Origin of the sequence: Microbacterium sp. LS_15 (assembly GCF_041954735.1) — a bacterium.
Lineage (GTDB): Bacteria > Actinomycetota > Actinomycetes > Actinomycetales > Microbacteriaceae > Microbacterium.
Map to the genome: position 1 here is coordinate 21120 of NZ_JAVAYD010000014.1, position 25429 is coordinate 46548.

Sequence of the window (25429 nt, forward strand, 5' to 3'; positions counted from 1 at the left end):
TCCATGACCGAGCCCCTCATCATCGTGACCGACTGCGACCTGCCGGGGTCCGTCATCGAAGACACCCTCCGCGCCGCCGGTCTGCGGGCCGAGCGGGCCGCCTCCGCCACGGTCGACGACCTCCTCGCCGCCGGCGCCGCCGATGCCGACGGTCTCGTCGTGCAGTGGATGCCGATCACCGCGGACGTCCTCGACCGCCTGCCGAATCTCCGCATCATCAGCCGCGTCGGCATCGGCTACGACATGATCGACGTGGACGCCGCTGCCGAGCGCGGGATCGCGGTCGCCAACACCCCGAGCTACTGCATCGAAGAGGTCGCCGCGCACACGGTCGCCATGATCATGGCTCAGGCGCGCGGCCTCCTCGCGTACGACCGCGCGGTGCGCGCCGGCACGTGGAAGGCCGTCGAGGCGCGTCCCCTCGCCGTGCGCCCCTCGCGCACCACGGTTTCGGTGCTCGGTTTCGGGCGCATCGGACGCGTCGTCGCGTGCGGATGCCGTGCGCTCGGGTTCCGTGTTCTCGTCGCCGATCCGTTCGCCGCCGCCGACTCCGTGCGGGCGGCCGGCTGCGAGCCGGTGGCGATCGACGAGGCGATCGCCACCGCCGACATCCTCACCCTGCACGTGCCGCTCACCGATGAGACCCGGCACCTGATCGACGCCGACGCCCTGGCGACGATGAAGCGGGGAGCGGTCGTGGTGAACACGTGCCGCGGGCCGCTGGTGGACGAGGGGGCGCTTGCCGCATCCCTCCGATCCGGGCATCTCGGCGGTGCGGCGCTGGATGTCTTCGACGGCGAACCGCTCGCGGCGGACTCCCCGCTGCGCGATCTCGACGACGTCCTGCTCACCCCGCACGCCGCGTGGTTCTCGCGGGAGGCGCTCGACGACCTGCCCGTGCACGCGGCGGACAACGTCATCCGCTTCCTCGCCGGCGAGTCCGTCCCGCTCGTCACTCCTGCCCCCGCCCACGCCGGCTGATCCCGAACCGACCATGGAACTGCTGCGTCTCGGATCGCTCGGCTCGGAGAAGCCCTTCGTGCGACACGACGGTGCCGTCTACGATCTGTCCTCGCTCACGCCCGACATCGACGGGGCGTTCCTCGCGGATGGCGGCATCACCCGCGTCCGGGCGGCGCTCGCCGCAGGCGCGCTGCCGGCGGCCGACATCAGCGGTCTGCGCATCGGCGCCCCGGTCGCGCGCCCCGGAGCCGTGATCTGCATCGGCATGAATTACGCCGCGCACGCCGCCGAATCGGGGTCGCTGCCTCCCGAGCATCCGGTGGTCTTCTTCAAGCATCCGAACACCGTCGTCGGGCCCGACGACGTGGTGCTGCTGCCGCCGGAGGCCGAGAAGGTCGACTGGGAGGTGGAGCTCGCCGTCGTGATCGGTCGCACCGCGCGCTACCTCCCCTCGGCCGAAGCTGCGCGCGACGTGATCGCCGGGTACGCGGTGTCGAACGACGTGTCCGAGCGCGCCTTCCAGATCGAGGTGTCGGGGGGCCAGTGGTCGAAGGGCAAGTGCGCCGAGACCTTCAATCCGCTCGGGCCTGCGCTGGTGCCTGCCGACGAGGTCGACCCGCAGGCACTGCGCCTCCGGTCGTCGGTGAACGGCGCTGCCCGACAGGACTCGTCGACAGCCGACATGGTGTTCCCGGTGCTCGAGCTCGTCCGCGACCTCAGCCAGTACATGGTGCTGGAGCCCGGCGACGTGGTGAACACCGGAACACCGGAGGGTGTGGCGCTGTCGGGGCGGTTCCCGTATCTCGCGGAGGGCGACGAGATGGTGATCGAGATCGAGGGACTCGGTCGCCAGTGGCAGCGGGTGGAGCGCGCCCGGGTGCGCTGATCTCGCGGACCCGGCGCCTTGCGCCCGCGACACGGTTCATCCGGCTGAGTGCAGCCGTGTCGCGGGCGGAGGGCGTCGGGACCCCCGCCACCGCCCGACGGTGCCCGGTTCAGCCGGCGAAGGGGACGACCGGCAGACCGCGCACGCCGGGGCGCACCGCGAACAGCGATCCGGCTTCCGTGCCGTGGTCGCGGTCGAGTCCCTGCGCCGACGTGGTGATGAACAGCGTGCCGAGATCGTCGCCGCCGAACGCGCACGCGCTGACCTGCGGGACCGGCAGCGGGATGCGGGCGATCAGGGCGCCCTCGGGCGAGTACCCGTGCACGGCCCAGCCGCTCCACAGTGCGACCCACACCGAGCCGTCCGCCGCGACGGTGAGGCCGTCCGGCATCCCCTGGTCGTCCGGGATGCCGACGAAGCGGCGTCGTCCGGTCAGCTCGCCGTCGATCACGTCGAACATGTCGACGCCGCCCGTCGCCGTGTCGACGTGATAGGCCAGGTCGCCGTCGGGGGCGAAGCCGATCCCGTTCGAGACCTCGACGCCCGAGAGCACCTCGCGCTGCTCGAGCTCGGCGGTGAGGCGGATGACGCGGCCGACCGCTCCGGCGTCGTCTGTCGCCATCGACCCGGCGAGCAGGCGCCCGTGCGGGTCGACCGTGCCGTCGTTGAACCGGGCGCTGCCCAGGTCGAATCGGAGCGCCGGGGAAGCGGGGCCGTCGGCCGAGTCGGACAGGTGCAGCGTGCGGGCGCCGAACGCCGCGAAGCCACCGCTCGCGCGCGGGCGCACGAAGGCCGCGTAGTCGTCGTCGAGGTGCAGGCGATGGATGCCGTCGTCCCGCAGCGTCACGAGGTCGGCGGCCTCGCCGTCGACCCACCTCACACCGCCCCACGACGGCGACCACACGGGGGCCTCGGCGTGCACGCACACGGGACCGGTGAGGTTCTCGGGCGTCATGAGGCGTCGTCGCGGCGCAGCGGCATCCGCTCCGGCTCGGGCGTCCCTTCGGGTGGCGCGGATGCTTCCGGGGTCTGCGGAGCCGCGGCCGGCTGCGCGGGGAGCTCTCTCGCGACCTGCTTCTCGAGCACCTGCACGGCCTCGTCGCTGAGCAGGATCAGACCGTCGAGCTCGTCGCGCACCCTCTTGTAGGCGATGTTCCGCTCGGCCTGCGTCGCCGACTCGTCGACCGCGACCTTGAGCAGCTGCTGCGCGCGGTCGAGGCGCTTGCGCTCCGCTTCGGTGAACGTCGAGTCGCGCAGCCGTCTGGCATCCTTCTCGGCCACCTCGAACGCCACGGCGTACGCGCCGACCGCATCGAGGTACTCCGACACCTGCTGCTCGGTCACCGAGGCGTCGGCGGATGCCGGTCGCAGCGCGTCAGCCGTGCGCTTCGCCCGCAGGAACGCGGCGACGAGAGGCTGGCGGCCGTCGCTCATCGCGGGGAAGGCGATGAGTTTCGCGACGTCGAGCTCGTAGTCGAGCCATCGCGCGGTGATCTCGTCATGCTCGGAGAAGAGCCGCTCGAGAAGGGTGTTCGATGCGACGGGCGGTGCCGTGGTGTCGACGACCGACGGTCCGATCCGCTTCGCGCCGCGGGCTTCGAGCTGGGCCGTCTTCAGCTCGGCTTTGACCCGCAGCGTCTCCAGACGTCGCTCATGCCGGCGCTTCGCGCTGCGCTCCCAGGCCTTCGCGGCGCCGCCGGCCATGCCCATGACGGGGAAGATGAGCCACCAGTAGTTGCCGGCGAAGGCCCAGAAACCGCGGATGAACTCGTCCATGATGCCCTCAGCCTACTTCCGGCGCTGCTCCGGTGCGCGCCCGTGGTCCTCGAACGAGCGGGACTTCGTCGGGGCCGAGACCGAACGTTGGTCATCGCCGGAGAACAGGGGCTGGCGGATCTCGTCGTCATTGATATAGTCAACGCTATTGACTTGCAGTTCCGACGGTTGGACGACGATGACCACACCTCCCGCTCCCGTGTCGATCGCGGCGGAGTGCGACGGCATCCGGATCGCGGCGCAGAAGCGCGGTTCCGGACCCGCCGTCCTGCTGCTGCACGGCTACCCCGAGACCAAGGCGATGTGGGATGCCGTCGCAGGCGCGCTCGCCGCGGACCATACGGTCGTCGCCGCCGACCTGCGCGGCTACGGCGACTCCGGCAAGCCGCGTGACGCGTCGTACGCGAAGCGCGACATGGCGCGCGACCAGGTCGCGCTCATGCGCGGTCTCGGTCACGAGCGTTTCGCCGTCATCGGCCACGACCGCGGCGGTCGTGTCGGGCATCGCCTGGCGCTCGACCACCCGGAGGCCGTGACGGCGCTCGCCGTGCTCGACATCGTGCCGACGCTGCACATGTTCGAGAACGTCGACCGTGCGATGGCCACCGCGTACTTCCACTGGTTCTTCCTCGCGCGCGCAGACGGGATGCCCGAGGCGCTGATCGGCGCGGACCGCGAGACGTGGCTCCGCAGCCGCTTCACCGGTCGACGCCACGACGGCGATGCCCTGCCCGATGCGTTCGATGAGTATCTGCGCTGCTTCGACCTCGACACCGTGTACGCCTCCGGAGCGGACTACCGCGCCGCGGCATCGGTCGATCTCGACCACGACCGCGTCGACCGCTCGGCGGAGCGAGTCGTCACCGCGCCGACCCTCGCCCTCTGGGGCGCGCACAGCTACGTCGGCCGCAACTTCGACGTGCTGTCGACCTGGGAGTCGTACGCCCCCGGAATCGCGGGACGAGCGATCGACGCCGACCACTACCTCGCCGAGGAGGCGCCGGAGCCCACGGCATCCGCACTCCGCTCCTTCCTCGCGGAGGTGGGCGCATGACCGCGCGCGAGGTCGACCGGCTCGCCGAGCTGGTGACGATCGAGACGCCGACGGGGGATGCCGCGGGCTTGGCCGCCGCGCAACAGCTCATCCGCTCGTGGATCAGCCCCGTCGTGGGCGACGACGGCGAGCTCGAGACCGTCGACGGCGTCACGCATCTGCGGTGGTCGGGCGGCGAGGATGCGAGCGTGCTGCTGATCGGCCACGTCGACACGGTCTTCCCGACCGGCACGATCGCCGAGCGCCCGTTCCGGGTCGAGGGCGACCGCGCCACCGGACCAGGCGTCTTCGACATGAAGGCGGGCATCGTCATCATGGCCGCCGCCCTCGAACGGATCGCTCGCCCCGAACGCGTCGCGATCCTGCTCACGAGCGACGAAGAGGTCGGCTCGATCACGTCCCGTGCGCTGATCGAACGCGAGGCCGCCCGGGTTGGCACGGTGCTCGTGCTCGAGCCGAGCCTCGACGGCGCGCTCAAGATCGCGCGGCGCGGCGGCAGCATCTACCGTCTCGCCTTCACCGGACGCGCCGCGCACGCCGGACTGGAACCGGCGAAGGGGCGCAGTGCGCTCGCCGAGCTCGCCCACCACGTGCTGGCGCTGCCGCACCTCGCCGACGACGATCGCGGCACGACCGTGAGCCCGACTGTCGCGCAGGCGGGCACCGTCACCAATGTCATCCCCGAGCACGCCGAGCTGCGCATCGACGTGCGCGCGTGGACGCTCGACGAGCTCGATCGGGTCGACGGTCGGATGCAGTCGCTCGGCGCTCACACGCCCGATGTGCGGGTCGACGTGCACGGCGGGATCAACCGTCCGCCCATGGAGCAGTCCGTGTCGGAGGAGCTGCTCGCGTGTGCGCGCCGTGTCGCCGAACGGCTGGGGCACGCCGACGTCGAGGCGGTATCGGCGGGAGGAGCGTCGGACGGCAACTTTACCGCCGCGGTCGGCGCGAGGACCCTCGACGGGCTCGGCCCGCGCGGATCCGGTGCCCACGCCGACCATGAGTGGGTGTCGGTCGCGTCGCTGCACGAGCGGATCGACCTGCTCGCCGGCATGATCGACGACCTCGACGCCGCCTCCGCGCCGTCACGCGCTGGTCGGTGAGGGGCGGTTCGGTCCACGCGACCCCGCGAAGGGTCTCCCCGAGTCAGACCCCGGGGGCGTGACGTTCGATGCTCTCCAGAAGTAGGTCGAGCGCTGTCTCCCAGGCGCGGGGGTCGCGGATGCCGGGCAGGGCCTCGCCCGCCCAGGCGATCTCCGGATACTCCTCCGGGTCGAGGCGGCGGCGGTCCATCTGCCATGTCAGCTCATCGGCATCCTGCACCTCGGCGGGGATCGCGGTGAGCGCCGCCTGGATGCTCGACGCCGAGCGGATCAGCTGCCCGAGCGCGCGCGCATACAGCGCGGCCTGCTCGCGGTCGTAGCCGCCGCGGCGCAGCGCTCCGATGGAGAACTCCATGGAGGAGAAGTCGGTGGGCCGGCGCAGCGCCATCTGCAGCGCGAACTCGGGGTAGCGCATGTAGTGGTCGTGGATGAGGTGCGCTTGGGCGCGCAGGTCGGCGAGCCAGTCGTCGGTCGCGACCATGCCGCCGCTGTAGGAGCGGGCTCGCAGCGTGTCGATGAGCGCGAGCAGCAGTTCGTCCTTGTCGCGGAAGTGCCGGTAGATCGATGTGGGATGTGCGCCGAGCTCTTCGCCGATCGATTGGAATGTGAGACGGTCGAGGCCCTCGCGCTCGACGACGCGGTCGGCGGCGGCGACGATGATCTCGCGGCTGAGCGAGTCGCGGGCTCGGCGCGGGCGACCGGTCGCCGTGGTCGCCTTCGCGGCGGATGTCGCTGCCGGCTTCTTCGCCGGATCCGCGGCCTTCCGTGTCGCCATCGAGTACTCCGTTCGCAGATCGCGGCCGTCGGGGCCCGCGCGGATTCACGGTACCCCATGCCTGTCAGCCGTGCTGTCAGTGCCGTCGACAATGGTCGAAGTCTAGCCTCCGGTCGTTAGCCACTGTTATAGTCAACGCCATTGGCAAGCTCCCGGATGCGAAGGGAGCACGACACGAAGGAGCAAGGATGCTCGAGGTCCCTGCAGTCTCGTCCGACGAGGCGCTCGATGCGCGCTTCGCGGTGCCGTATCTGCTGACGGTGCGGCCCGTGCCCGGCCCGGACGACCTCGCCCTCCTCGTCGAGAACCACCCCGGCGGCGCACGCGGTCGCATCTGGCGTGCGCCCGCTGCGCCGAGCGACCTCCTTCCGTTCCCGGTCGGCGTCGGCGCGATCCTCACGGCGGATGCCCGCTGGGTGGTCGACCTCGACGACGGCGGCGGGTCGGAGGTCGGCGGCCTCGTCGCGTTCGCGGTCGACGGCTCCGAGCGCGTCGAGCTCACGTCCGGCCGCGCCCCGTACGTCCTGCGCGGCCTCGAGTCGTCGTTCGACGGCCGCTCGGTCGTCGCGACGGTGGTCGACGAGGACGGCTTCCACGTGCTCGTGATCCCCGCAGCTCCGTGGGGCGAGCCCCGGGTCGTCTACTCGAACCCCGTGGAGGCCTGGTACGGGCAGATCTCGCCTGACGGCGCGCTCGTCTCCGTCGACACGACGGCGCACAATCCCGGCATCCGGCGTCCGCTGCTCACGGTCGTCGACGGTCGTACCGGCGAGGTCGTCGCGACTCTCGACGACCTCCCCGCCGGACCCGTGCGCGGAGTGCGCTTCGCGTCGGATGCCGGTGACGACCGTCTCCTGCTGAACACCGAGCGCAGCGGGTTCTCGCGCCCCGCGATCTGGAGCGTGCGCACGGGGGAGCGCGCCGACTTCGACCTGCCCGATCTCGCCGGTGAGGTCGTCCCGGTCGACTGGCACTCCCCGAGCGGCCGGATCCTCGCCGTGCACGTCGACGACGGCATCCACCGCCTGGTCGAGATCGACGAGGCCTCCGGCGACGCGCGTGTGGTGGCGGAGGGCGGCAGCGTCTTCGACCCCGACGTCGCCGATCTGCATCCGTTCCAATGGGCGTCGTACTTCGCACCGACCGGCGCGGTGCGTGCCGTGCGCTCGACCTGGGACGTGCCGCTGCATGTCGAGGAGATCGCCGCCCACGGCACCGCGGTGACGCTGGTCGAGCCCGCGCCGGTGCCGCCGGGGCGTCCGCTCGCGTCCGCCATGGTGCCGAGCGCCGACGGCACCCGAGTGCAGCTCTGGTGGGGGAGGCCGGAGGGTGATGAGCCGCTCGGCACGGTGCTGACCATCCACGGCGGGCCGAACCTCGTGACGGTCGACAGCTACGACCCCTCGGCGCAGGCCTGGCTGGATGCCGGGTTCGCCGTCGCCTCGCTCAACTACCGCGGGTCGGTCACCTTCGGCCGCGCGTTCCGGGAGGGCTTCTGGGGCGTCGGCGGCGATCGGGAGATTGAAGACGTCGCGGCGGCGATCGGATTCCTGCGCGAGCAGGGCCTCGCCGATCCCGCGACGACGTTCATCACGGGGGCGTCTTACGGGGGCCACATGACCCTGCTGAGCGTCGGACGGCTGCCCGATCTGTTCGCGGGCGGCCTCGCGCACGTCGCGGTGGCGGAGTGGTCGGCGGCGATCGACGCGATGAACCCCGCGGTGCGCAGCGTGTGGAGCTCGTGGGTGCCGCCGGAGATGGTCGAGCCCTTCTCGGCCATCACCTACCTCGACGACGTGACGGCCTCCGTGTGGATCAACCAGGGCGACGTCGACACCCGCACTCCGATCGTCGGCGTGCAGCGGTACGTCGACGAACTGAGCGCGCGCGGCGGCGACGTCGTACTGGACGTCTTCGAGGGCGGGCACGAGCCCACCGGCCTGGATGGCGCGGCAGTCGACCAGCGCCGGATGCACGAGCTCGCCCGCCGCACCCGTGCGGGAGAGCGCTGGGACGGCTGACCCGACGCGGCGCGCCCCGCTGGTCGCGCCTCATGGTCGCCGAGGATGTGAGGGGACCGTTGTGGGAAACGAGGCGCCCATGGGCAATGCGTACGGGAACTGCGACAGAGCCGCGCGATACTCCTCTTCTCGGTGGGGATTGGGGGTCGGCGGGTCCTCGCGGAAGGGGCGTGGGCGAATCGCCTGGACTGCCGCGCCTCTGCTCGTGATCGCGGGGCTGGCGGTTCGTGGGAGACGGCAGCGGCTTCTTCGTGTCGCGCACGACAGCGATCGGGTTCGTCCTGCTGACGCTGGGGTTCGTCGCCCTCGCCTTCCTCGCCGGGTTGCGTCTCGGTGGGCGGCGGCCTGACGCAGCCGCGCCGGACGCCTGATCCCGGGCGACTCTCCGACCCGTCGCTGCGGCGAACAGGGTGCTTGTCTGTCGCATAGTCACGAACATTGACTAAAGTGCTTGCTATCTCGCCTCGACCGCCTTAGAGTCAGACCACTACCCGCACGACAGCACGTTCGCACCGTCCCTCAGTCGCACGATCACTGGAGATCCGGCAATGTCGAAATCACGCCTCCGCACCGCTGTACCCGCTTCGCGCCGCGCTGTCATCGCGGCCCTGACCGCCGCCGCCCTCGTCGGCGCGCTCGCCGCCTGCACCTCGTCGTCGACGAGGCCCGAGCCGAGCGACGTCGCCGTCGTCGACGGCGGAGAGATCGTCATCGGCGCCGAGCAGGAGCCCGACTGCGCCGACTGGATCGCGACCTGCGGCGGCTCGATCTGGGGCACGTACGTGATGCAGATCCCGACCATGCCGAGCGTGTTCCAGACCCGGCTCGTCGACGACGAGTGGCAGCCCACCCCGTCCGACCTCGTCACGGGCGAGCCCGAGGTGGTCGTCGGCGACGACGGCACCCAGACCATCACGTACTCGATCAACCCCGACGCCGTGTGGTCGGACGGAGAGCCGATCACCTCGGCCGACTTCGCGTACACCGCGCTGCAGATCCGCGACGGCGACGACATCTTCGACAAGACGGGCTACGACCGCATCACCGCGGTCGACTCGTCCGACCCGGCGACCGCGGTGGTGACTCTGAGCTCCGCCTACGCCGGGTGGCGCACTCTCTTCAGCGTCTACGGCGTGATGCCCTCCCACCTGCTCGAGGGGCAGGACCGCGCAGCCATCATGGCCGACGGGTACGACTTCAGCGGCGGCCCGTGGAAGATCGAGAAGTGGACGCGCGGCACCTCGGTCACGCTCGTCCCGAACGAGAACTACTGGGGTGAGAAGCCGCACCTCGACAAGGTCACGTTCCTCTTCCTGCCCGACACGACCGCGGCGTTCCAGGCGCTCAAGAGCGGCCAGGTCAGCGTCCTCGCTCCGACCCCGCAGCTCGACGCGCTGAACCAGATCGAGGCGGGGCTGCCCGGCATCCGCTCGCAGGTCGATCCGCGCAGCGGCAACCTCGAGGCGATCTGGCTGAACAACGCCGTCGCGCCGTTCGACTCGGTCGCGGTGCGTCAGGCTCTCGCGTACTCGATCGACCGTGACGCGATCGTCAAGCGACTGTTCGGCAGCCTCGGCATCGACGAGGCGCAGCAGAGCTTCAATTCGCCCATGGTCGCGCCGTTCGCCGCCGACGACTTCTCGCAGTACTCGCTCGACCTCGACAAGGTCGACGAGCTCATGCAGGGTGACGGCTGGTCGAAGAACGGCGACGGCGTCTGGGCCAAGGGCGGCGAGACCGCGACCTTCTCGATCAAGACGCTCGCCGGCAACAAGCGCCGCGACCTCACGGTGCAGGTGCTGCAGTCGCAGCTGGCGGATGCCGGATTCGAGATGACCATCGACCAGGTCACCCCCGCCGACCTGTTCGGCACGATCGCGCCCGAGGGCGACTTCCAGGCCGGCATCTGGGCGCTGGTCGACACGTTCCCCGACCCCACGCTGTCGTCGACCTTCTCGTCGGTGAACATCCCCGGCGACGCGAACGGCTTCTCGGGCATCAACTTCTACCGCACCGACATCGAGGGGCTGGACGACCTGCTCGCGCAGGTCGACACCGAGGTGGATCAGGATGCCCGGGTCGCGGCGTCGCAGGAAGCCGACGCGCTCATCGCCGAGAACGTGCCATCGCTGCCGCTCGACGTCGTGCCGAACGTGCTCCTGTGGAGCGAGAAGGTCGGCGGCCCGCTGCAGATCAACCCGATCGAGGGCCCGTTCTGGAACCTCGCCGAGTGGGGCCTGGCCGGCTGAGCTGCGCTCCGGCACAGCAGGACAGGAACGAGGCGACGACGTGCTCACATTCATCACCCGACGGGTTCTCTACTCGGTCCCGGTGATCGTCGTCGCCTCGTTCATCCTCTTCTGGGCCGTGCGCTCGACGTTCGATCCGCTGGCGAAGCTCCGTCTGGCGCACGACCCCTCGGTGATCGCACGCGAGATCGAGCGGCTCGGCCTCGACCGCAGCATCCCCGAGCAGTACGTCCTGTGGCTGCGATCGATGGTCGTCGGCGACTGGGGTCTCAGCACCCGCACCGGCACCCCGGTGCTGCCGCTCATCGGCGAGGCGCTGTGGCCGACGCTGCAGCTCGCGTTCTGGGGACTCCTGGTCGCCGTGCTGATCGCCGGCGCAGTGAGCGTGTACTCGGCCGTTCGGCAGTACTCGCTGGGCGACAACCTGCTGACGGGCGCCTCGTACATCGGCATCGCCATGCCCGCGTTCTGGTTCGGCCTCATCCTCATCCAGACCTTCGCGGTGTGGCCCAAGGAGCAGTTCGGCCTCAGCGAGCCGCCGCTGTTCTTCATCGGGCTCAACTCTCCGGGGCAGAGCGATCCGCTCGACTACGTCCGTCACCTCGTCCTCCCGGTGGCGGCGCTGATGATCGCGCTCGTCGCGTCGTGGAGCCGGTTCGGGCGCGCGGCCATGCTCGACGCGCTGTCCAGCGACTACGTCCGCACCGCGAGGGCGAAGGGCGTGCCGCGCCGCCAGGTCATCTGGCGGCACGCGGTGCGCAACTCCCTCGCCCCCTTCGTGACGGTCGTGGCCCTCGATGCGGCGATCCTCATCGGCGGACTCGTCGTGACCGAGCAGATCTTCGCGATCCCCGGCATGGGTCGCCTGTTCCTGCAGTCGCTCGTCGCGGGTGACGTGTACGTGCTGCTGCCCTGGATGATCGTGGTCGCCGTCGCGGTCGTTGTCTGCAACCTGATCGCCGACATCGCGTACGCGGTGCTCGATCCGAGAGTGAGGCTGTCATGAGCGGTGCAGGCATCGCCGGCCGGGAGGAGCTGCTCGCCGAGCAGGATCCGCAGAAGGCGCCGACCCGTCAGCTGCTGAAGGGGTTCCTGCGGCACCGGCTCGGTGTCGTGAGTCTCGTCGTCCTCGTCATCCTGCTCGTGGTCTGCTTCGGCGCTGCGTGGATCGCGCCGTACCCGCAGGGACAGCAGGACCTCCTGACCGGACCCACGCCGCCGTCGGGCGCGCACTGGCTCGGCACAGACGAGCTGGGGCGCGACTACCTCAGCGAGATCCTGTTCGCCGGCCAGATCTCCCTTGCGATCGGTCTCGCCGTCGCCCTCCTCGCCACCGTCGTCGGGACAGCGCTGGGTGCGATCGCGGGCTACCTCGGCGGATGGATCGGCGAGCTCATCATGCGCATCACCGACCTGTTCCTCATCGTCCCGGCGATCGCACTGCTCGCCGTCATCCTGCAGGGGCTCGGATCGTCGCCCACGACGATCGTGTTCGCCCTCACCGCGCTCGGCTGGACGTACATCGCCCGGGTCGTGCGGGCGCAGGTGCTGTCGCTGCGCGAGAAGGACTTCATCGACGCGGCGCGCGGCATCGGCGCATCCGGGTTCCGCATCGTCGTGTCGCATCTGCTGCCGAATCTCGCCGGGGTGATCGCGGTCGCGATGAGCCTCGCGGTGGCCTCGTCGATCATCGCGGAGTCGACCCTGAGCTTCCTCGGGTTCGGCGTGCAGCCGCCACAGACGAGCTGGGGATCGATGCTCAGCCAGGCCGCGGGATACGTCGGCACGCCGCAGGTGTACCTGCTGTACTTCCCCGGCCTGTTCATCCTCGTCACCGTGCTCTGCGTCAACTTCATCGGAGACGGTCTCCGCGACGCCCTCGACCCGCAGGGGAAGAACCTATGACCAGCCCCTCTGTCGGCGGACGCGGCGAGATCCTGCTCCAGGTCGAGGACGTCGCGATCAGCTTCCCCACCGACCACGGGCTCGCTCGCGCCGTCGAAGGGGTCTCGTTCACCCTGCGCACAGGCGAGACCGTCGGCATCGTCGGAGAGTCCGGATCGGGCAAGTCGATGACCGCGATGGCGATCATGGGACTGCTGCCGAAGAAGGCCGTCGTCACCGGGTCGATCAGGCTGCGTGGCCGCGAGCTCGTCGGGCTGACCGACGACGAGCTTCGTGAGATCCGCGGCAAGGACGTCGCGATCGTGTTCCAGGATGCTCTGACCGCACTGAACCCGGTGATGCGCGTGGGCGAGCAGCTGATCGAGGCCGTGCGCGTGCACCGCCCCGAGAGCACGGCCGCCGAGCGGAGGGCCAGGGCCGTCGAACTGCTCGACCTCGTCGGCATCCCCTCTCCCGAACTGCGCGTCGACCGCTACCCGCACGAGTTCTCCGGCGGCATGCGCCAACGCGTGATGATCGCCATGAGCATCGCGAACGAACCGGACCTCCTGATCGCCGATGAGCCGACCACCGCCCTCGACGTGACCGTGCAGGCGCAGGTGCTCGAGGTGCTGCGCGAGGTGCAGCGCCGCACCGGCACGACAGTGCTGCTCATCACGCACGACCTCGGCGTCGTCGCGGGCACCGCCGACCGCGTGCTGGTCATGTACGCGGGGGGACTCGTCGAGACCGCCGACGTCGACCCGCTCTTCTACGAGACCGCGCATCCGTACACCGCCGGGCTGCTCGCCTCGCTGCCGCGGCTCGACAGGCGCTCGTCACGCGATGAGCGTCTGTACCAGATCGCCGGACAGCCGCCGGTCGCGACGGAATGGCCGCGGGGATGCCGCTTCGCACCGCGCTGCGCCCACGCCGTCGCGGGACTCTGCGACGCGGTGGTGCCGCCGCCGGTCGAGGTCGGGGTCGGGCACACCGCTGCGTGTGTGCGGGTCGACGAATGGCAGAAGGAGGCGGTGTCATGAGCGCGTCGCAGGTGGGGGAACGCACCGGCAGCACCGGTCTCACGGTCGACGGACTCGTCAAGGAGTACCGCGTCGGCGGCGGCCTGTTCGGCCGAGGCCGCGACGTCGTGCAGGCGGTGTCGGACGTGAGCCTGTCGATCGAGGCCGGGCAGACCTTCGGGCTCGTGGGCGAGTCGGGATGCGGCAAGTCGTCGCTCGGACGCAGCGTCGCGCGCCTGCAGCCCAGCGACGCCGGTTCGATCCGGCTCGGCGACGACGACATCACCGCCGTGTCGGGGGAGCGCCTGCGCCTGCTGCGACGGCGAGTGCAGTTCGTGTTCCAGGATCCGTACGCCTCGCTCAACCCGCGCAAGTCGGTGCGGGCGACGCTCACCGAGCCGCTCATCATCCACGGGCTGCACCGCGGCGACCGCGATCGCCGCGTCGAGGAGCTGCTCGCGCAGGTCGGGCTGAACCCCGCCCACGCCGACCGCTTCCCGCACGAGTTCTCCGGCGGCCAACGGCAGCGCATCGGCATCGCCAGGGCGCTCGCCGTCGAGCCGGAGGTCATCGTGCTCGATGAGCCGGTCAGCGCGCTCGACGTCAGCGTGCAGGCCGGCGTCCTCAACCTGCTCGACGACCTGCAGCGCGACCTGGGCCTCACCTACCTGTTCATCGCCCATGACCTGTCGGTCGTGCGGCATCTCAGCGACCGCGTGGGCGTCATGTACCTCGGCAAGCTCGTCGAGGAGGCCCCGGTGGACGAGCTCTACGAGCGTCCGCTGCACCCGTACACGCAGGCGCTGCTGTCGGCGATCCCCGTTCCCGACCCGCGGGCGGAGCGGGCCCGCGAGCGCATCGTGCTCACGGGCGACGTGCCGAGCCCGGTGGCCCCGCCGAGCGGATGCCGGTTCCGCACTCGCTGCTGGAAGGCCACCGAGATCTGCGCCGAGGTCGTGCCCGAGCTCGCCGAACCCGAGCTCGTCACGCCGGGTGGCACGCACCGCGTCGCGTGCCACCACCCTGCCGAGCGCGACGTGCTCTGACCTGCCCGAGCTTTCGAATCGCCTGATGTGCGACTTTCCACCTCGGGATTCTGCACGTCAAGCGATTCGAAAGCCGCCACCCTCCCGGAAGGACACCCATGACCACCACGCACCGCATCGCCGTGATCGCCGGCGACGGCATCGGCACCGAGGTGATGCCCGAGGGGCTGCGCGTTCTGCGGGCCGCGGCATCCCGCTTCGACATCGCCCTGGAGTTCGAGGAGTTCGACTTCGCGAGCGCCGGGTACTGGCAGCAGCACGGCGCGATGCTGCCCGAGGACTGGTTCGAGACGCTCCGCGGATTCGACGCCATCTACTTCGGAGCCGTCGGCTGGCCCGAGGTCGTGCCCGACCACGTGAGCCTGTGGGGGAGCCTCATCCAGTTCCGTCGAGCGTTCGACCAGTACGTCAATCTGCGGCCGTGCCGGCTCATGCCCGGCGTCGTCTCGCCGCTCGCCGGTCGCGAGCCCGGCGACATCGACTTCTACGTGGTGCGCGAGAACACCGAGGGCGAGTACTCGTCGATCGGCGGCCGCATGTTCGAGGGCACCGAGCGGGAATTCGTGCTGCAGGAAACGGTCATGACCCGCACCGGCGTCGACCGGGTGCTGCGCTACGCCTATGACCTCGCCGCGCGCCGGAGCGGGCACCTCACGTCGGCGACCAAGAGCAACGGCATCTCGATCTCGATGCCGTACTGGGACGAGCGGGTCGCCGCGGTCGGCGCCGACTACCCCGACGTGACCCGCGACCAGTTCCACATCGACATCCTCACCGCGAACTTCGTGCTGCACCCCGACTGGTTCGACGTGGTCGTGGCGAGCAACCTGTTCGGCGACATCCTGTCCGACCTCGGCCCCGCCTGCACCGGCACGATCGGCATCGCACCGAGCGCGAACATCAACCCCGAGGGGGTGTTCCCGAGCCTGTTCGAGCCCGTGCACGGATCCGCGCCCGACATCGCCGGACGCGGCATCGCCAACCCGATCGGTCAGATCTGGTGCGGTGCCATGATGCTCGAACACCTCGGCCACGCGGATGCCGGCGCCGCCGTGCTCGCCGGCATCGAGGAGGTCCTCGCTCGCGGAGCGGATGCTGCGCCCTTCACCCCCGACCTCGGCGGCACCGCCACGACGGTCGACCTCGGCCGGGCGATCGCCGACGCCGTCGCTTCCGGTCGTTGAGCGGCCGAACGAGACGACACGCGGCCACCTCTGCAGAACCCTTCAGCCGCCGAGCTTCTCGGCGCAGGCGACGCAGTGCGTGGCGAAGGGGCGCACCTCTAGCCGTCCGGCGGGTATGGGGCGGCCGCAGTTCGCGCAGATGCCGTACGTCCCGGCATCCAGTCGTTCGAGCGCTTCGTCGACCTGACGGAGCTCGGATGCCGCGGCCTCGGCGAGTCCGGTCAGCCTCGACCACTCCGACGACAGTGTGACGCCTTCCGGATCGTGCTCGTCGTCGTCGTTCGACCCCTCGCGGTCGTGCGTGAGCTGGTCGAGCGTCGCCCGCGTCGTTGCCACCCGAGCGAGCGCGTCGGCGCGCAGCCGGTCGAGTGCATCACGGGTATCGGTCATCCGCACACCCTACGCCGCCGCACCGACACGGACGCCGCCGCACCGACACGGATGCCGCCGCGGCATCCTTCCCGCCCGACTACTCCGGCCGCGCCGACCCTCGCCCCGCCCGCACGCAGCGAAGGAGATCTCCCGTTCCGAAGGAGCGATCCGGGGTGGGCTCCTTCGTCGCGGGAGATCTCCTTCGCAACCGCGCGGGGCGTCAGCGCCGTTCGCGCCGCGCGCGCCGAGTCCCGGGAGCCGCTTCTGCCTCGGGCTCCGCGACGGACACCGTGTCGGTGTGCACCGAGGGGTGGTCGCGCTCGAGCGCGGCGCCCTCCATGTCGACGTTGGGCACGATGCGGTCGAGCCACCGCGGCAGCCACCATGCCGATCGCCCGAGCAGGTGCATGAGCGCGGGCATGAGCAGCATCCGCACGACGAAGGCGTCGAGCAGCACGCCGAACGCGAGGCCGAATCCGATCGAGCGGATGATGGTCGACTCCGAGAAGATGAATCCGCCGAACACCGAGACCATGATGAGCGCGGCGGCGATGACGACCGAGCGGCCGGCGCGGAAGCCCTGGGCGACGGCGTCCCGGGCGCTGGCCCCGTGCACGTACGCCTCCCGCATGCCGGAGGCGAGGAACAGCTGGTAGTCCATCGCGAGCCCGAACAGGATGCCCACGAGGATCACCGGCAGGAAGCTGAGGATCGGCCCCGTACTGTGCAGCCCGATGAGTTCGGCCCCCCAGCCGAACTGGAACACCGCGACGATGAGGCCGTACGTCGCGAACAGCGACAGCACGAATCCGCCGGTGGCGATGAGCGGCACGAGCAGCGACCGGAACACGACGATCATGATGAGCAGCGAGAGTCCGACGACGACCACGAGGTAGATCGGCAGCACGCCGGCCAGCGCCTCGGAGATGTCGATGTTGATCGCCGCCTGTCCTGCGACGCCGAGCGTGATGCCGTCGCTCGCGGGCAGGGCGCGGATGTCCTGCACCAGCTTCTCGGTGGAGCTGCTGTTGGGGCCTTCGGCGGGCAGCACCTGGAACGCGAGCAGGGTGTTGTCGTCGGATGCCGCGACGGGCGCGACCGCCGTCACGTCGTCCTGGTCGGCGATCTTCTGCGCGACCTCGACCTGGGTGGCGAGCAGATCGTCGTCGCTGACCGCCTCGTCGAGGGTCGCCGTGACGAGCAGCGGTCCGTTCGCGCCCTCGCCGAACTGCTCGTCGACGGCCTGGAACGCGCGGTAGCTCGTGGAGTCGGCGGGTTCGCTCGATCCGTCGGGCAGCCCGAGGCGCATCGACATCGAGGGGATCGCGACCACGAGCAGCGCGATCACGCTGACGAGCACTGTGACGATGGCGCGCAGCGTCGACATGCGCGTCACCGGCTTGCCCGCGGCATGCGGCTGACCGATCGTGGCGCGGGCTTTGCGCCCGAGCAGGCGCATGCCGGCGAGGCCGAGCAGCGCGGGGGTGAGCGTGATGGCGACGAGCACGGCGACCGCCACGCAGACGGCGCCGACGGTTCCCATGAGGCCGAGGAACGGCACGCCGGTGACGTTGAGCGCGAGCAGCGCGACGATGACGGTCGAGCCGGCGAACACGACAGCCGTGCCGGAGGTGCCGGTCGCGAGGCCGATCGACTCCTGCACCGGCGACCCTGCGAGCAGCTGCTTGCGGTGCCGGTTGACGATGAACAGCGAGTAGTCGATGCCGACCGCGAGTCCGAGCATGACCCCGAGCACCGGGGTCACCGACGCCATGTCGACGACGCCGGAGAAGGCGAGGGACGCCGTGACGCCGACGCCCACGCCGATGATCGCCGTGATGATCGGGAAGGATGCCGCGAGCAGCGACCCGAGCATGACGATGAGCACGATGGCTGCGATCGCGAGGCCGACCGCCTCGCCGATGCCGAAGATCTCGGGGACGCCCTGGGCGATGTCGGTGCCGAAGTCGACCTCGACTCCGTCGATCGGGGACGACTCGAAGTGCTCGATCGTGCCCTGCTTGATCTCCTCGGAGAGTTCGAGTCGGGGGTCTTCGAACGAGACGTTGACGATCGCGGTCGAGCCGTCCTCCGACACGACGCCGATCCCGTCGGCGAGGTCGAGGAGGGTCGCGCCGAGCGCGACCTGCTTCTCGTTGGCCTCGAGCGTGGTGCGCGATTCGTCGAGCGTCTTCGCCTGAGCCTCGACCTCGGCGAGCTGGGCGTTGAGTCCGGCGAGCTGTGCGTCGAGAGCGGCGAGTTGTGCGGACGGGGCGCCGGCTGCCTCGGCCTGAGCGCGGGCGGCGGTGAGCTGTTGCAGGCCGGCGTCGAGCTGGGCTCGGCCTTCGTCGAGCTGCGTCTGCGCGGCGTCGAGCTGCGCGCGACCGTCGGTGATCTGCTTCTCGCCGTCCTTGAGCTGTGCGGCCTGATCGGCCTGCTGCTGCTGGGCATCGAACGGATCGATGACCGAGGCGACCCCGTCGAGGTCCTCCGCGCTCGCCGCGAGCTCGGAGATCGCCTTCTTCTGCTCGTCGGTGAAGGCGGAGCCGTCGGACGTGCGATAGACGACCGTGCCGGTGCCTCCCGCGGTGTCCGGGAGCTTCTCGGCGAGCTGGTCGGTCACCGCGCCGGAGGCGGTGCCGGGGATGTCGAAGCTGTTGCTGAGCGTGCCACCCAGACCGAGGAACGCGCCCACCCCGATGCCGAGGATCACGAGCCAGGAGATCACCACCGCCCAGGCGCGGCGTGCGGCGAACGAACCCAGACGGAACAGCAGTGAAGCCAACGCGATCTCCTTCAGTCGCTTAGATCATACGGTGCGTATCGTCTAGCGTTCTGTGGTTATCCTGAACACGTGGTGAACGAGCATCGGAGCGGGCCCGTGCGCAGCACGGCTGCCCGCGAGGCGATCCTCGACGCGACCGCCCGGCTGTTCCACAACAGGGGCTACGACCGGCTCACGATCGAAGGCATCGCGAAGGAAGCCGGCGTCGGCAAGCAGACGATCTACCGCTGGTGGCCCTCGCGCGGTGCGCTCATCGGCGAATGCCTCGCCGAGGGGCGGTTGATCCCCGTCGACTTCGTCGTGCCGGACACCGGTGAGCTCGCGGCCGACGTCGAGACGTGGCTGCGGAGCGTGCTGTCGATCCTCGACGCCCCTGAGGGCGGTGCGCTGCTGCGATCGCTGGTCGCGGCAGCGACGGAGGATGCCGGTGTCGGCGCCCACCTGGGCGAGAGCCTCGGCGTGGAGAAGTACCTCGCGGAGCGGCTGCGCGGCGGCATCCGCGACGGGCAGCTCGCCGCCGACGCTCCGGTCGAGCAGATCGGGCGCGCGATCCTCGGTGCGATCGTCGTGGAGGCACTCGCCCGAGAGGCACACGACACCGCCTCGGTGGTGCAGCTCACCCGCTTCCTCTTCTCGAGGTAGTCAGAAGACCCAGTCGAGAGTGATGACGCCTGGCCCGAATCCGAACTCGGCGTGCGCGACGCAGTTCCCGTTGAGAGGCAGACGGTGAGAGCGTTCACCCTTCTCGGAGTCGACCGTCACCCGGCATTCGGTGGGCATCAGGGCGGGGTCGAAGACGGCATAGATCGTGAGCTCCGCCTGACGGCGCGGAGCGACCAGGACCAGCTCGCGCTCCTGCGGGTAGCCGACGGGCCGCACGGATTGCCGCTCGGTCAGGGCGAGACTCCCCTGCCCGAGGGGTGTGTCCAGGCGCAGCGTGCTGCGAACGAGAGCGAGCTCGCGGTCGAACTCCACGTCGACCAGCGAGCAACCGAGGATGCCCGAGACCTCGGGTGGGTCGGATCGATCGTCGGCGCCGAAGAAGACGGTCGCCCGCCTCGCGTCGTCGCGGCACGCCTGCCAGAGGGTGCGATGCACGGTGCGGGCGATGCGGCCGTCGGCGGCGAGGTAGGCCCCGATGGAGCCGGACCGCTCCCAGAGCTCCGGCTCCATCTCCTCGGTGAACGGCGTACGGGGCAGGTGCGCGAGTGCGGCGAAAGTCCGGCGCTCGGCTGCGCGGACGCGTCGCGGGGGTCCCAGTGTCGCTGTGAGGTCTCCGTCGGCGAGGCCGATCAGCCCCTCGAGTTCACGAAGGACGTCGAAGGAGGTGGCCCGGCCTGGATGCCGCACCCCTGACTGCCACATCGAGAGGGTCGCCACGCTCACGTCATGGCCGCGGTCGCGCAGGCGTGCACGGAGGGTATGCAGGGACAACCCACGACGCTGCACCGCCTCCCGCAGGGTCCGCGCGAACTCCATGCGACCGATCCCCTTCTCGTCGTCCGTGATCGGCACGGTACTGAAGCGACGTTCACGACCGGCGGGAGATTATGTGAACGGAGTCCAAGATTCGTCCCGCTCGGACGGGAACGCGTGGTCACGGCGTCGCCGATGCCCCGGCGGCGGTGCGGGGCGCGGTGCTGAAGATTGGCATTCTGCTCGACGGGGAGCACTATCGACTGCAGGTCGGTGCTCGCAGTCGGGCACACAGCGGCGGCGTGATGCGCCGCCCGATGTGAGGGGGACGAATGTTCAAGGGTTCATCGCGCACGACAGCGGCGATCGACCTCGTGGCGGCGGGTGTGAGCGACACAACGCTCGCATCATCGACAGCCCCGACCCGCTGCGCTCCGCCGACTGAACGCGGCAGACCGAGACGGGGTACCCGCGCCGGGTGAGCGCGGGAACCCTCCTCGCTGGTCATCGGATTCGATCGTCGATGACCAGCGTCGCGTCGTCTCCCGGAGGACGACGACGGCGAGGGGCTCGACTGGGGCCGAGCCCATCCGGCCACGGGACCTCCCCCGACGGCCGGAAAGGGGTGGTCGTGTGCGCGACCACCCCTCACTCGCGTCCTTGTCGCCGCCCGTTCGCGCGGGAGGGCGTCTTCGCGTCAGCCCAGGATCAGCGTGATCACGGTCGCGCCGCCGCCGCCGAGCAGCAGCGCCACGATCACCACCCACGCGACCACGCGGATGCGGCGGTTGCGGCGTTCGCCGAGGTCGCCGTAGTCGTCGTCGGGGCGGCTGATCTCGCTCATGCGCCGACCGGCTCCGCGACCGTCGGGCCGAAGGCCGCGGGAAGGGTGGCCTGAGAGCGCTCGCGGATCTCGGTGACGGGGATCGTGAACACGTCCTGCACCTCGAGCTGCGGTTCGCTGTCGGTCACGCCGATGCGGGCGACCGGGTAGCCACGGCCCTCGCACAGCCCGCGGAACTTCACGTCGTCCTCGCGCGGCACGGTCACGATCACACGGCCGGTCGACTCCGAGAACAGCGCGGATGCGGCATCCACTCCGTCGCGCTCGATGATCTCGTTGAGCCAGACGCGCGCGCCGACGCCGAAGCGCGAGACGCCCTCGGCGAGCGCCTGCGCGAGGCCACCCTCCGACACGTCGTGCGCCGACGAGATCAGCCACTCGTCGCGCGCCGCCGACAGCAGACCTGCCAGGCGCTTCTCGCCCGCGAGGTCGACCTTCGGGGGCAGCCCGCCGAGGTGCTGGTGCACGGTCTCGGCCCACGCCGAACCCGAGAGCTCCGTCGAGGTCGTGCCGAGCAGGTAGATGTTCTGGCCCTCGTCCTGCCAGCCGGACGGGATGCGGCGGGACACGTCGTCGATGATGCCGAGCACGCCGACGAGCGGCGTCGGGTGGATCGGCACGTCGCCCGTCTGGTTGTAGAACGAGACGTTGCCGCCGGTCACCGGGGTGCCGAGCTCGTAGCATCCGTCGGCGAGGCCGTCGACGGTCTGGCCGAACTGCCACATGACCTCGGGGTTCTCGGGGGAGCCGAAGTTCAGGCAGTCGGTGATCGCGGTCGGCACGGCACCGGTGACGGCGACGTTGCGGTACGCCTCGGCGAGCGCGAGCTGCGCGCCCGCGTACGGGTCGAGCTGGCAGTAGCGGCCGTTGGCGTCGGTCGAGATCGCGAAGCCGAGACCCGACTCCTCGTCGACCCGGATCATGCCGGCGTCGTCGGGGAACGCGAGGGCGGTGTTGCCGAGGACGTAATAGTCGTACTGGTTGGTGATCCAGCGGGTGTCGGCGAGGTTCGGGCTCGCGACGAGCGCGAGGAACTGCTCGCGCAGCTCGGCCGGGTCGTTCGAGCGAGGGAGGTTCTCCGCGGCATCCGCCTGGAGTGCGTCGATCCACGTCGGGTAGGCGACCGGGCGGTCGTAGACGGGGCCGTCGACCGCGACGGTCGAGGGGTCGACGTCGACGATGCGCTCACCCTGCCAGTCGATGACGAGGCGTCCGTCGCCGGTGACCTCCCCGAGCACGGAGGTCTCGACCTCCCACTTGCCGACGACCTCGAGGAACGCGTCGAGCTTCTCGGGCGCGACGATCGCCATCATGCGCTCCTGCGACTCCGACATGAGGATCTCCTCGGCCGTGAGCGAGGGGTCGCGCAGCAGCACGTTGTCGAGCGACACCTTCATGCCGCTGTTGCCGTTGGCCGCGAGCTCGGAGGTCGCGCAGGAGATCCCGGCCGCGCCGAGGTCCTGGATGGCCTCGACGAGCTCACCGCGGTACAGCTCGAGGCAGCACTCGATGAGCACCTTCTCGGCGAACGGGTCGCCGACCTGCACCGCGGGGCGCTTGGTCGGCCCGCCGTCGGCGAAGGTGTCGGATGCGAGGATGCTGGCGCCCCCGATGCCGTCGCCACCGGTGCGCGCGCCGAAGAGCACGACCTTGTTGCCGACGCCGGTGGCGTTCGCGAGCTTGAGGTCCTCGTGACGGAGGACCCCCACCGCGAGCGCGTTGACGAGCGGGTTGGCCTGGTAGACGGAGTCGAAGACCGTCTCGCCGCCGATGTTCGGCAGGCCGAGGCAGTTGCCGTAGAAGCTGATGCCGCTCGTCACGCCGTGCACGACGCGGGCGGTGTCGGGGTGGTCGATCGCGCCGAAGCGGAGGGCGTCCATGACCGCGACGGGGCGGGCGCCCATCGAGATGATGTCGCGGACGATGCCGCCGACGCCGGTCGCCGCCCCCTGGAACGGCTCGATGAACGAGGGGTGGTTGTGCGACTCGGCCTTGAAGGTGACGGCCCAGCCCTCGCCCACGTCGATGACGCCGGCGTTCTGCCCCATACCGACCATGAGGCGTTCCTTCATCTCGTCGGACACCTTCTGGCCGAAGCGGCGCAGGTAGTTCTTCGACGACTTGTATGAGCAGTGCTCCGACCACATGACCGAGTACATCGCCAGCTCGCCGGAGGTCGGGCGGCGGCCCAGGATCTCCTTGATGCGGGCGTACTCGTCGTCCTTGAGGCCCAGCGCCGCGTAGGGCTGCTCCTTCTCGGGAGTCGCGATCGCGTTCTCGACGGAGTCGGGGACGTGCTTGTGGGCAGGTGCAGGGGCGGTGGTCACGCGCACTCCTAGGGAAGGGGCCGGCGGGGCGATTTCAGTCTACCGGGGGCGGATCGTGCTCTCGCCCGTGCGTCGGGGCGGGCGGGATCAGCGAGAGGATGCCGCGGCGAAGCGCGCCGAGAGGGTGCGCGCCGCCTCGGCCAGAGGCGCGGGACCCGCGACCGTGAACGGAGCGTCGAAGCGGGTCACGGCGGCGAGCACTCCGACCCACGACCACGACCCGACCGTGACGCGGCACGACCGATCGTCGACGGGGGTGACCGAGCCGTCGGAACCGATCCAGGGAGCGACCTCGTGCTCCGGGAGCTCGAACACGACCTCGCCGACGCAGGGCCAGCGGTCCTCGGCATCCGACCCCTTGGCCCGGGCCGCGAGGTAGGTCTGCGCATCCGCGGCCGGCAGCGGGCGCGGGGTGAAGGAGGGGCCGGTCGGGATGCGCGGGGTCATCCGGTCGAGTCGGAAGGTGCGCCAGTCGTCGGCGTCGAGGTCCCAGGCGAGCAGATACCACCGCCCCTCTCTGGCCACGACCGCGTGCGGCTCGGTGCGGCGGGGCGGACGGTCGGCCGGACCGTAGTCGAAGCGCAGCACGAGCCGATCGCGCGCGGCGGCGCTCGCCGCCTCGAGCACACCCGGATCCACGCGCGTCTCGTTCTCGACACCCGAGAACCGGATGCCGTCGATCCGGTGCCGCAGTCGCGACGGCATCACCTGGCGCACGGTCGCGAGGGCGCGCGCCGCTGCGTCGTCGACGTCGATGCCGCTCGCGGGCATGCCCTGCAGGGCGACCGCGATCGCGACCGCCTGCGCGTCGTCGAAGAGGAGCGGGGGCAGCTCCGATCCGGCATCCAGTCGGTAGCCGCCGTCTGGTCCCTTGATCGCGGTGATGCGATAGCCGAGCTCGCGCAGTCGGTCGACGTCACGGCGGACGGTGCGCGCGCTGACGTCGAGGCGCTCGGCGAGCACGGGGCCCGGCCAGTCGCGCCGCGCCTGCAGGAGGGACAGCAGCGACAGCATCCGCGACGAGGAACTGGACATGCCTCCATTGTCGTGCGAGAAGCGGACCGGATCTGACCTCTACTGCTGTGATCGTGTTTCTCGCGGCATCCGCCGCCTCATCGACAGGAGAACCTCATGACCGTCACCACCACCACCCACCTCAACTTCCGTGGCACCGCCCGTCAGGCGCTGGAGTTCTACGGCACGGTGTTCGCCGCCGACGTCTCGATCGCGACCTACGCCGACTTCGGCATGCCGGCCGAGGCGCCCGGGTCCGATCGCCTCGTGTTCGGGCAGGTCGTGAACGCCGAGGGCTTCCGCCTGCTGGCCTACGACGTGCCGGGCGCCGACGACGCCGATTCCGTCGCCGGGACCACCCGTCGCGAGAACGGCGTCACGCTCACCGACCGGACGTTCTTCCAGTCGCTGCAGGCCGGATCGCTCGACGAGCTGCGGGGCTACTGGGACGCACTCGCAGACGGCGCCGACATCGTCGAGCCGCTCGCCGCGTCGGCCTGGTCGGCCGGATTCGGGATGCTGACCGACCGGTTCGGCGTGACGTGGGTGCTCGACGTGCGCGCGGCCTGATCCCCTCGCCCTCGCGTGGCACCTCCTGTGGGAATTCCGCGCGGATCCCCGCAGGAGGTGCCACGCGAGCGGCAGCGCGGGTGGGTCAGGTTCCAGGCGGGCGGGCCAGAAGGGATGCGGGACGCGGCGACGAGT

At 70.5% G+C, this 25429-nt stretch carries 23 protein-coding genes; 14 read left to right on the top strand and 9 right to left on the bottom strand.

Going from position 1 to position 25429, the window contains the following annotated elements; translation table 11 throughout:
* The first annotated feature begins 3 nt into the window (after positions 1–3).
* Together RAC69_RS14635 and RAC69_RS14640 are read left to right on the top strand one after the other, a co-directional pair.
* The gene (locus RAC69_RS14635; RefSeq protein ID WP_375087465.1) at positions 4–981 is read left to right on the top strand and encodes a C-terminal binding protein; all 978 of its coding nucleotides are present in this window, start codon (positions 4–6) and stop codon (positions 979–981) included.
* Positions 982–994: 13 nt separating this feature from the next.
* A complete protein-coding gene (locus tag RAC69_RS14640; RefSeq protein WP_375087466.1) occupies positions 995–1849 on the top strand; it encodes a fumarylacetoacetate hydrolase family protein in 855 nt (284 codons plus the stop codon).
* A 109-nt stretch (positions 1850–1958) separates the two neighbouring features.
* Here RAC69_RS14640 and RAC69_RS14645 read toward each other — a convergent pair whose 3' ends face one another.
* Entirely contained in the window at positions 1959–2804 is an 846-nt protein-coding gene (locus tag RAC69_RS14645) for an SMP-30/gluconolactonase/LRE family protein (RefSeq protein ID WP_375087467.1), read from the bottom strand.
* Positions 2801–3625, bottom strand: a complete 825-nt coding sequence (locus tag RAC69_RS14650; protein ID WP_375087468.1) for a hypothetical protein — start codon at positions 3623–3625, stop codon at positions 2801–2803. The genes RAC69_RS14645 and RAC69_RS14650 overlap by 4 nt, the downstream gene beginning before the upstream one ends.
* Before the next feature lie 178 nt (positions 3626–3803).
* On the opposite strand from RAC69_RS14650, the gene RAC69_RS14655 reads away from it, so the two are divergent.
* The gene (locus tag RAC69_RS14655) at positions 3804–4679 is read left to right on the top strand and encodes an alpha/beta fold hydrolase (RefSeq protein ID WP_375087469.1); all 876 of its coding nucleotides are present in this window, start codon (positions 3804–3806) and stop codon (positions 4677–4679) included.
* Positions 4676–5785 (top strand): M20 family metallopeptidase, encoded by a 1110-nt coding sequence (locus RAC69_RS14660; RefSeq protein ID WP_375087470.1) that lies wholly within the window; start codon positions 4676–4678, stop codon positions 5783–5785. The genes RAC69_RS14655 and RAC69_RS14660 overlap by 4 nt, the downstream gene beginning before the upstream one ends.
* A gap of 43 nt (positions 5786–5828) precedes the next feature.
* Here the strand turns inward: RAC69_RS14660 and RAC69_RS14665 are convergent, their stop codons facing one another.
* Entirely contained in the window at positions 5829–6560 is a 732-nt protein-coding gene (locus tag RAC69_RS14665; RefSeq protein ID WP_375087471.1) for a TetR/AcrR family transcriptional regulator, read from the bottom strand.
* A 188-nt stretch (positions 6561–6748) separates the two neighbouring features.
* On the opposite strand from RAC69_RS14665, the gene RAC69_RS14670 reads away from it, so the two are divergent.
* From RAC69_RS14670 to RAC69_RS14705, 8 genes are all read left to right on the top strand, one after another.
* A complete protein-coding gene (locus RAC69_RS14670; RefSeq protein ID WP_375087472.1) occupies positions 6749–8581 on the top strand; it encodes an alpha/beta hydrolase family protein in 1833 nt (610 codons plus the stop codon).
* A 227-nt stretch (positions 8582–8808) separates the two neighbouring features.
* Complete coding sequence (locus RAC69_RS14675; protein ID WP_375087473.1) at positions 8809–8952, top strand: hypothetical protein; 144 nt, start codon at positions 8809–8811, stop codon at positions 8950–8952.
* A 177-nt stretch (positions 8953–9129) separates the two neighbouring features.
* A complete protein-coding gene (locus RAC69_RS14680) occupies positions 9130–10830 on the top strand; it encodes an ABC transporter substrate-binding protein (RefSeq protein ID WP_375087474.1) in 1701 nt (566 codons plus the stop codon).
* A gap of 40 nt (positions 10831–10870) precedes the next feature.
* Positions 10871–11836 carry an ABC transporter permease gene (locus RAC69_RS14685; protein WP_375087475.1) on the top strand — a complete coding sequence of 322 codons (966 nt, stop codon included), beginning with the start codon at positions 10871–10873 and terminating at the stop codon, positions 11834–11836.
* Complete coding sequence (locus tag RAC69_RS14690) at positions 11833–12735, top strand: ABC transporter permease (protein ID WP_341935950.1); 903 nt, start codon at positions 11833–11835, stop codon at positions 12733–12735. The genes RAC69_RS14685 and RAC69_RS14690 overlap by 4 nt, the downstream gene beginning before the upstream one ends.
* The gene (locus RAC69_RS14695) at positions 12732–13757 is read left to right on the top strand and encodes an ABC transporter ATP-binding protein (protein WP_375087476.1); all 1026 of its coding nucleotides are present in this window, start codon (positions 12732–12734) and stop codon (positions 13755–13757) included. Before RAC69_RS14690 ends, RAC69_RS14695 begins: the two co-directional genes overlap by 4 nt.
* The gene (locus tag RAC69_RS14700; protein ID WP_375087477.1) at positions 13754–14782 is read left to right on the top strand and encodes an ABC transporter ATP-binding protein; all 1029 of its coding nucleotides are present in this window, start codon (positions 13754–13756) and stop codon (positions 14780–14782) included. Before RAC69_RS14695 ends, RAC69_RS14700 begins: the two co-directional genes overlap by 4 nt.
* 98 nt (positions 14783–14880) lie before the next feature.
* A complete protein-coding gene (locus tag RAC69_RS14705) occupies positions 14881–15966 on the top strand; it encodes a tartrate dehydrogenase (RefSeq protein WP_375087478.1) in 1086 nt (361 codons plus the stop codon).
* 42 nt (positions 15967–16008) lie between these two features.
* On the opposite strand, the gene RAC69_RS14710 is transcribed toward RAC69_RS14705, so the two are convergent.
* Positions 16009–16356 (bottom strand): TraR/DksA family transcriptional regulator, encoded by a 348-nt coding sequence (locus RAC69_RS14710; protein WP_375087479.1) that lies wholly within the window; start codon positions 16354–16356, stop codon positions 16009–16011.
* A gap of 202 nt (positions 16357–16558) precedes the next feature.
* The gene (locus RAC69_RS14715) at positions 16559–19123 is read right to left on the bottom strand and encodes an MMPL family transporter (protein ID WP_375087480.1); all 2565 of its coding nucleotides are present in this window, start codon (positions 19121–19123) and stop codon (positions 16559–16561) included.
* Between the two features lie 69 nt (positions 19124–19192).
* Here RAC69_RS14715 and RAC69_RS14720 point away from each other — a divergent pair, with 69 nt between their 5' ends.
* Positions 19193–19765 carry a TetR/AcrR family transcriptional regulator gene (locus RAC69_RS14720; RefSeq protein ID WP_375087481.1) on the top strand — a complete coding sequence of 191 codons (573 nt, stop codon included), beginning with the start codon at positions 19193–19195 and terminating at the stop codon, positions 19763–19765.
* Here the strand turns inward: RAC69_RS14720 and RAC69_RS14725 are convergent, their stop codons facing one another.
* The 4 genes from RAC69_RS14725 to RAC69_RS14740 all read right to left on the bottom strand — a co-directional run bounded on the left by RAC69_RS14725 (position 19766) and on the right by RAC69_RS14740 (position 24745).
* Entirely contained in the window at positions 19766–20638 is an 873-nt protein-coding gene (locus tag RAC69_RS14725) for a hypothetical protein (protein ID WP_375087482.1), read from the bottom strand.
* 598 nt (positions 20639–21236) lie between these two features.
* The gene (locus RAC69_RS14730) at positions 21237–21383 is read right to left on the bottom strand and encodes a hypothetical protein (RefSeq protein ID WP_341935941.1); all 147 of its coding nucleotides are present in this window, start codon (positions 21381–21383) and stop codon (positions 21237–21239) included.
* Positions 21380–23710 carry a phosphoribosylformylglycinamidine synthase subunit PurL gene (gene purL / locus RAC69_RS14735; protein ID WP_375087483.1) on the bottom strand — a complete coding sequence of 777 codons (2331 nt, stop codon included), beginning with the start codon at positions 23708–23710 and terminating at the stop codon, positions 21380–21382. Before purL ends, RAC69_RS14730 begins: the two co-directional genes overlap by 4 nt.
* Before the next feature lie 87 nt (positions 23711–23797).
* Positions 23798–24745, bottom strand: a complete 948-nt coding sequence (locus tag RAC69_RS14740) for a helix-turn-helix transcriptional regulator (RefSeq protein WP_375087484.1) — start codon at positions 24743–24745, stop codon at positions 23798–23800.
* 96 nt (positions 24746–24841) lie between these two features.
* Between RAC69_RS14740 and RAC69_RS14745 the strand changes: the two genes are divergently transcribed.
* Positions 24842–25294: a VOC family protein gene (locus tag RAC69_RS14745; RefSeq protein ID WP_375087485.1), complete on the top strand. Its 453-nt coding sequence runs from the start codon at positions 24842–24844 to the stop codon at positions 25292–25294.
* The last annotated feature ends 135 nt before the right edge of the window (positions 25295–25429 follow it).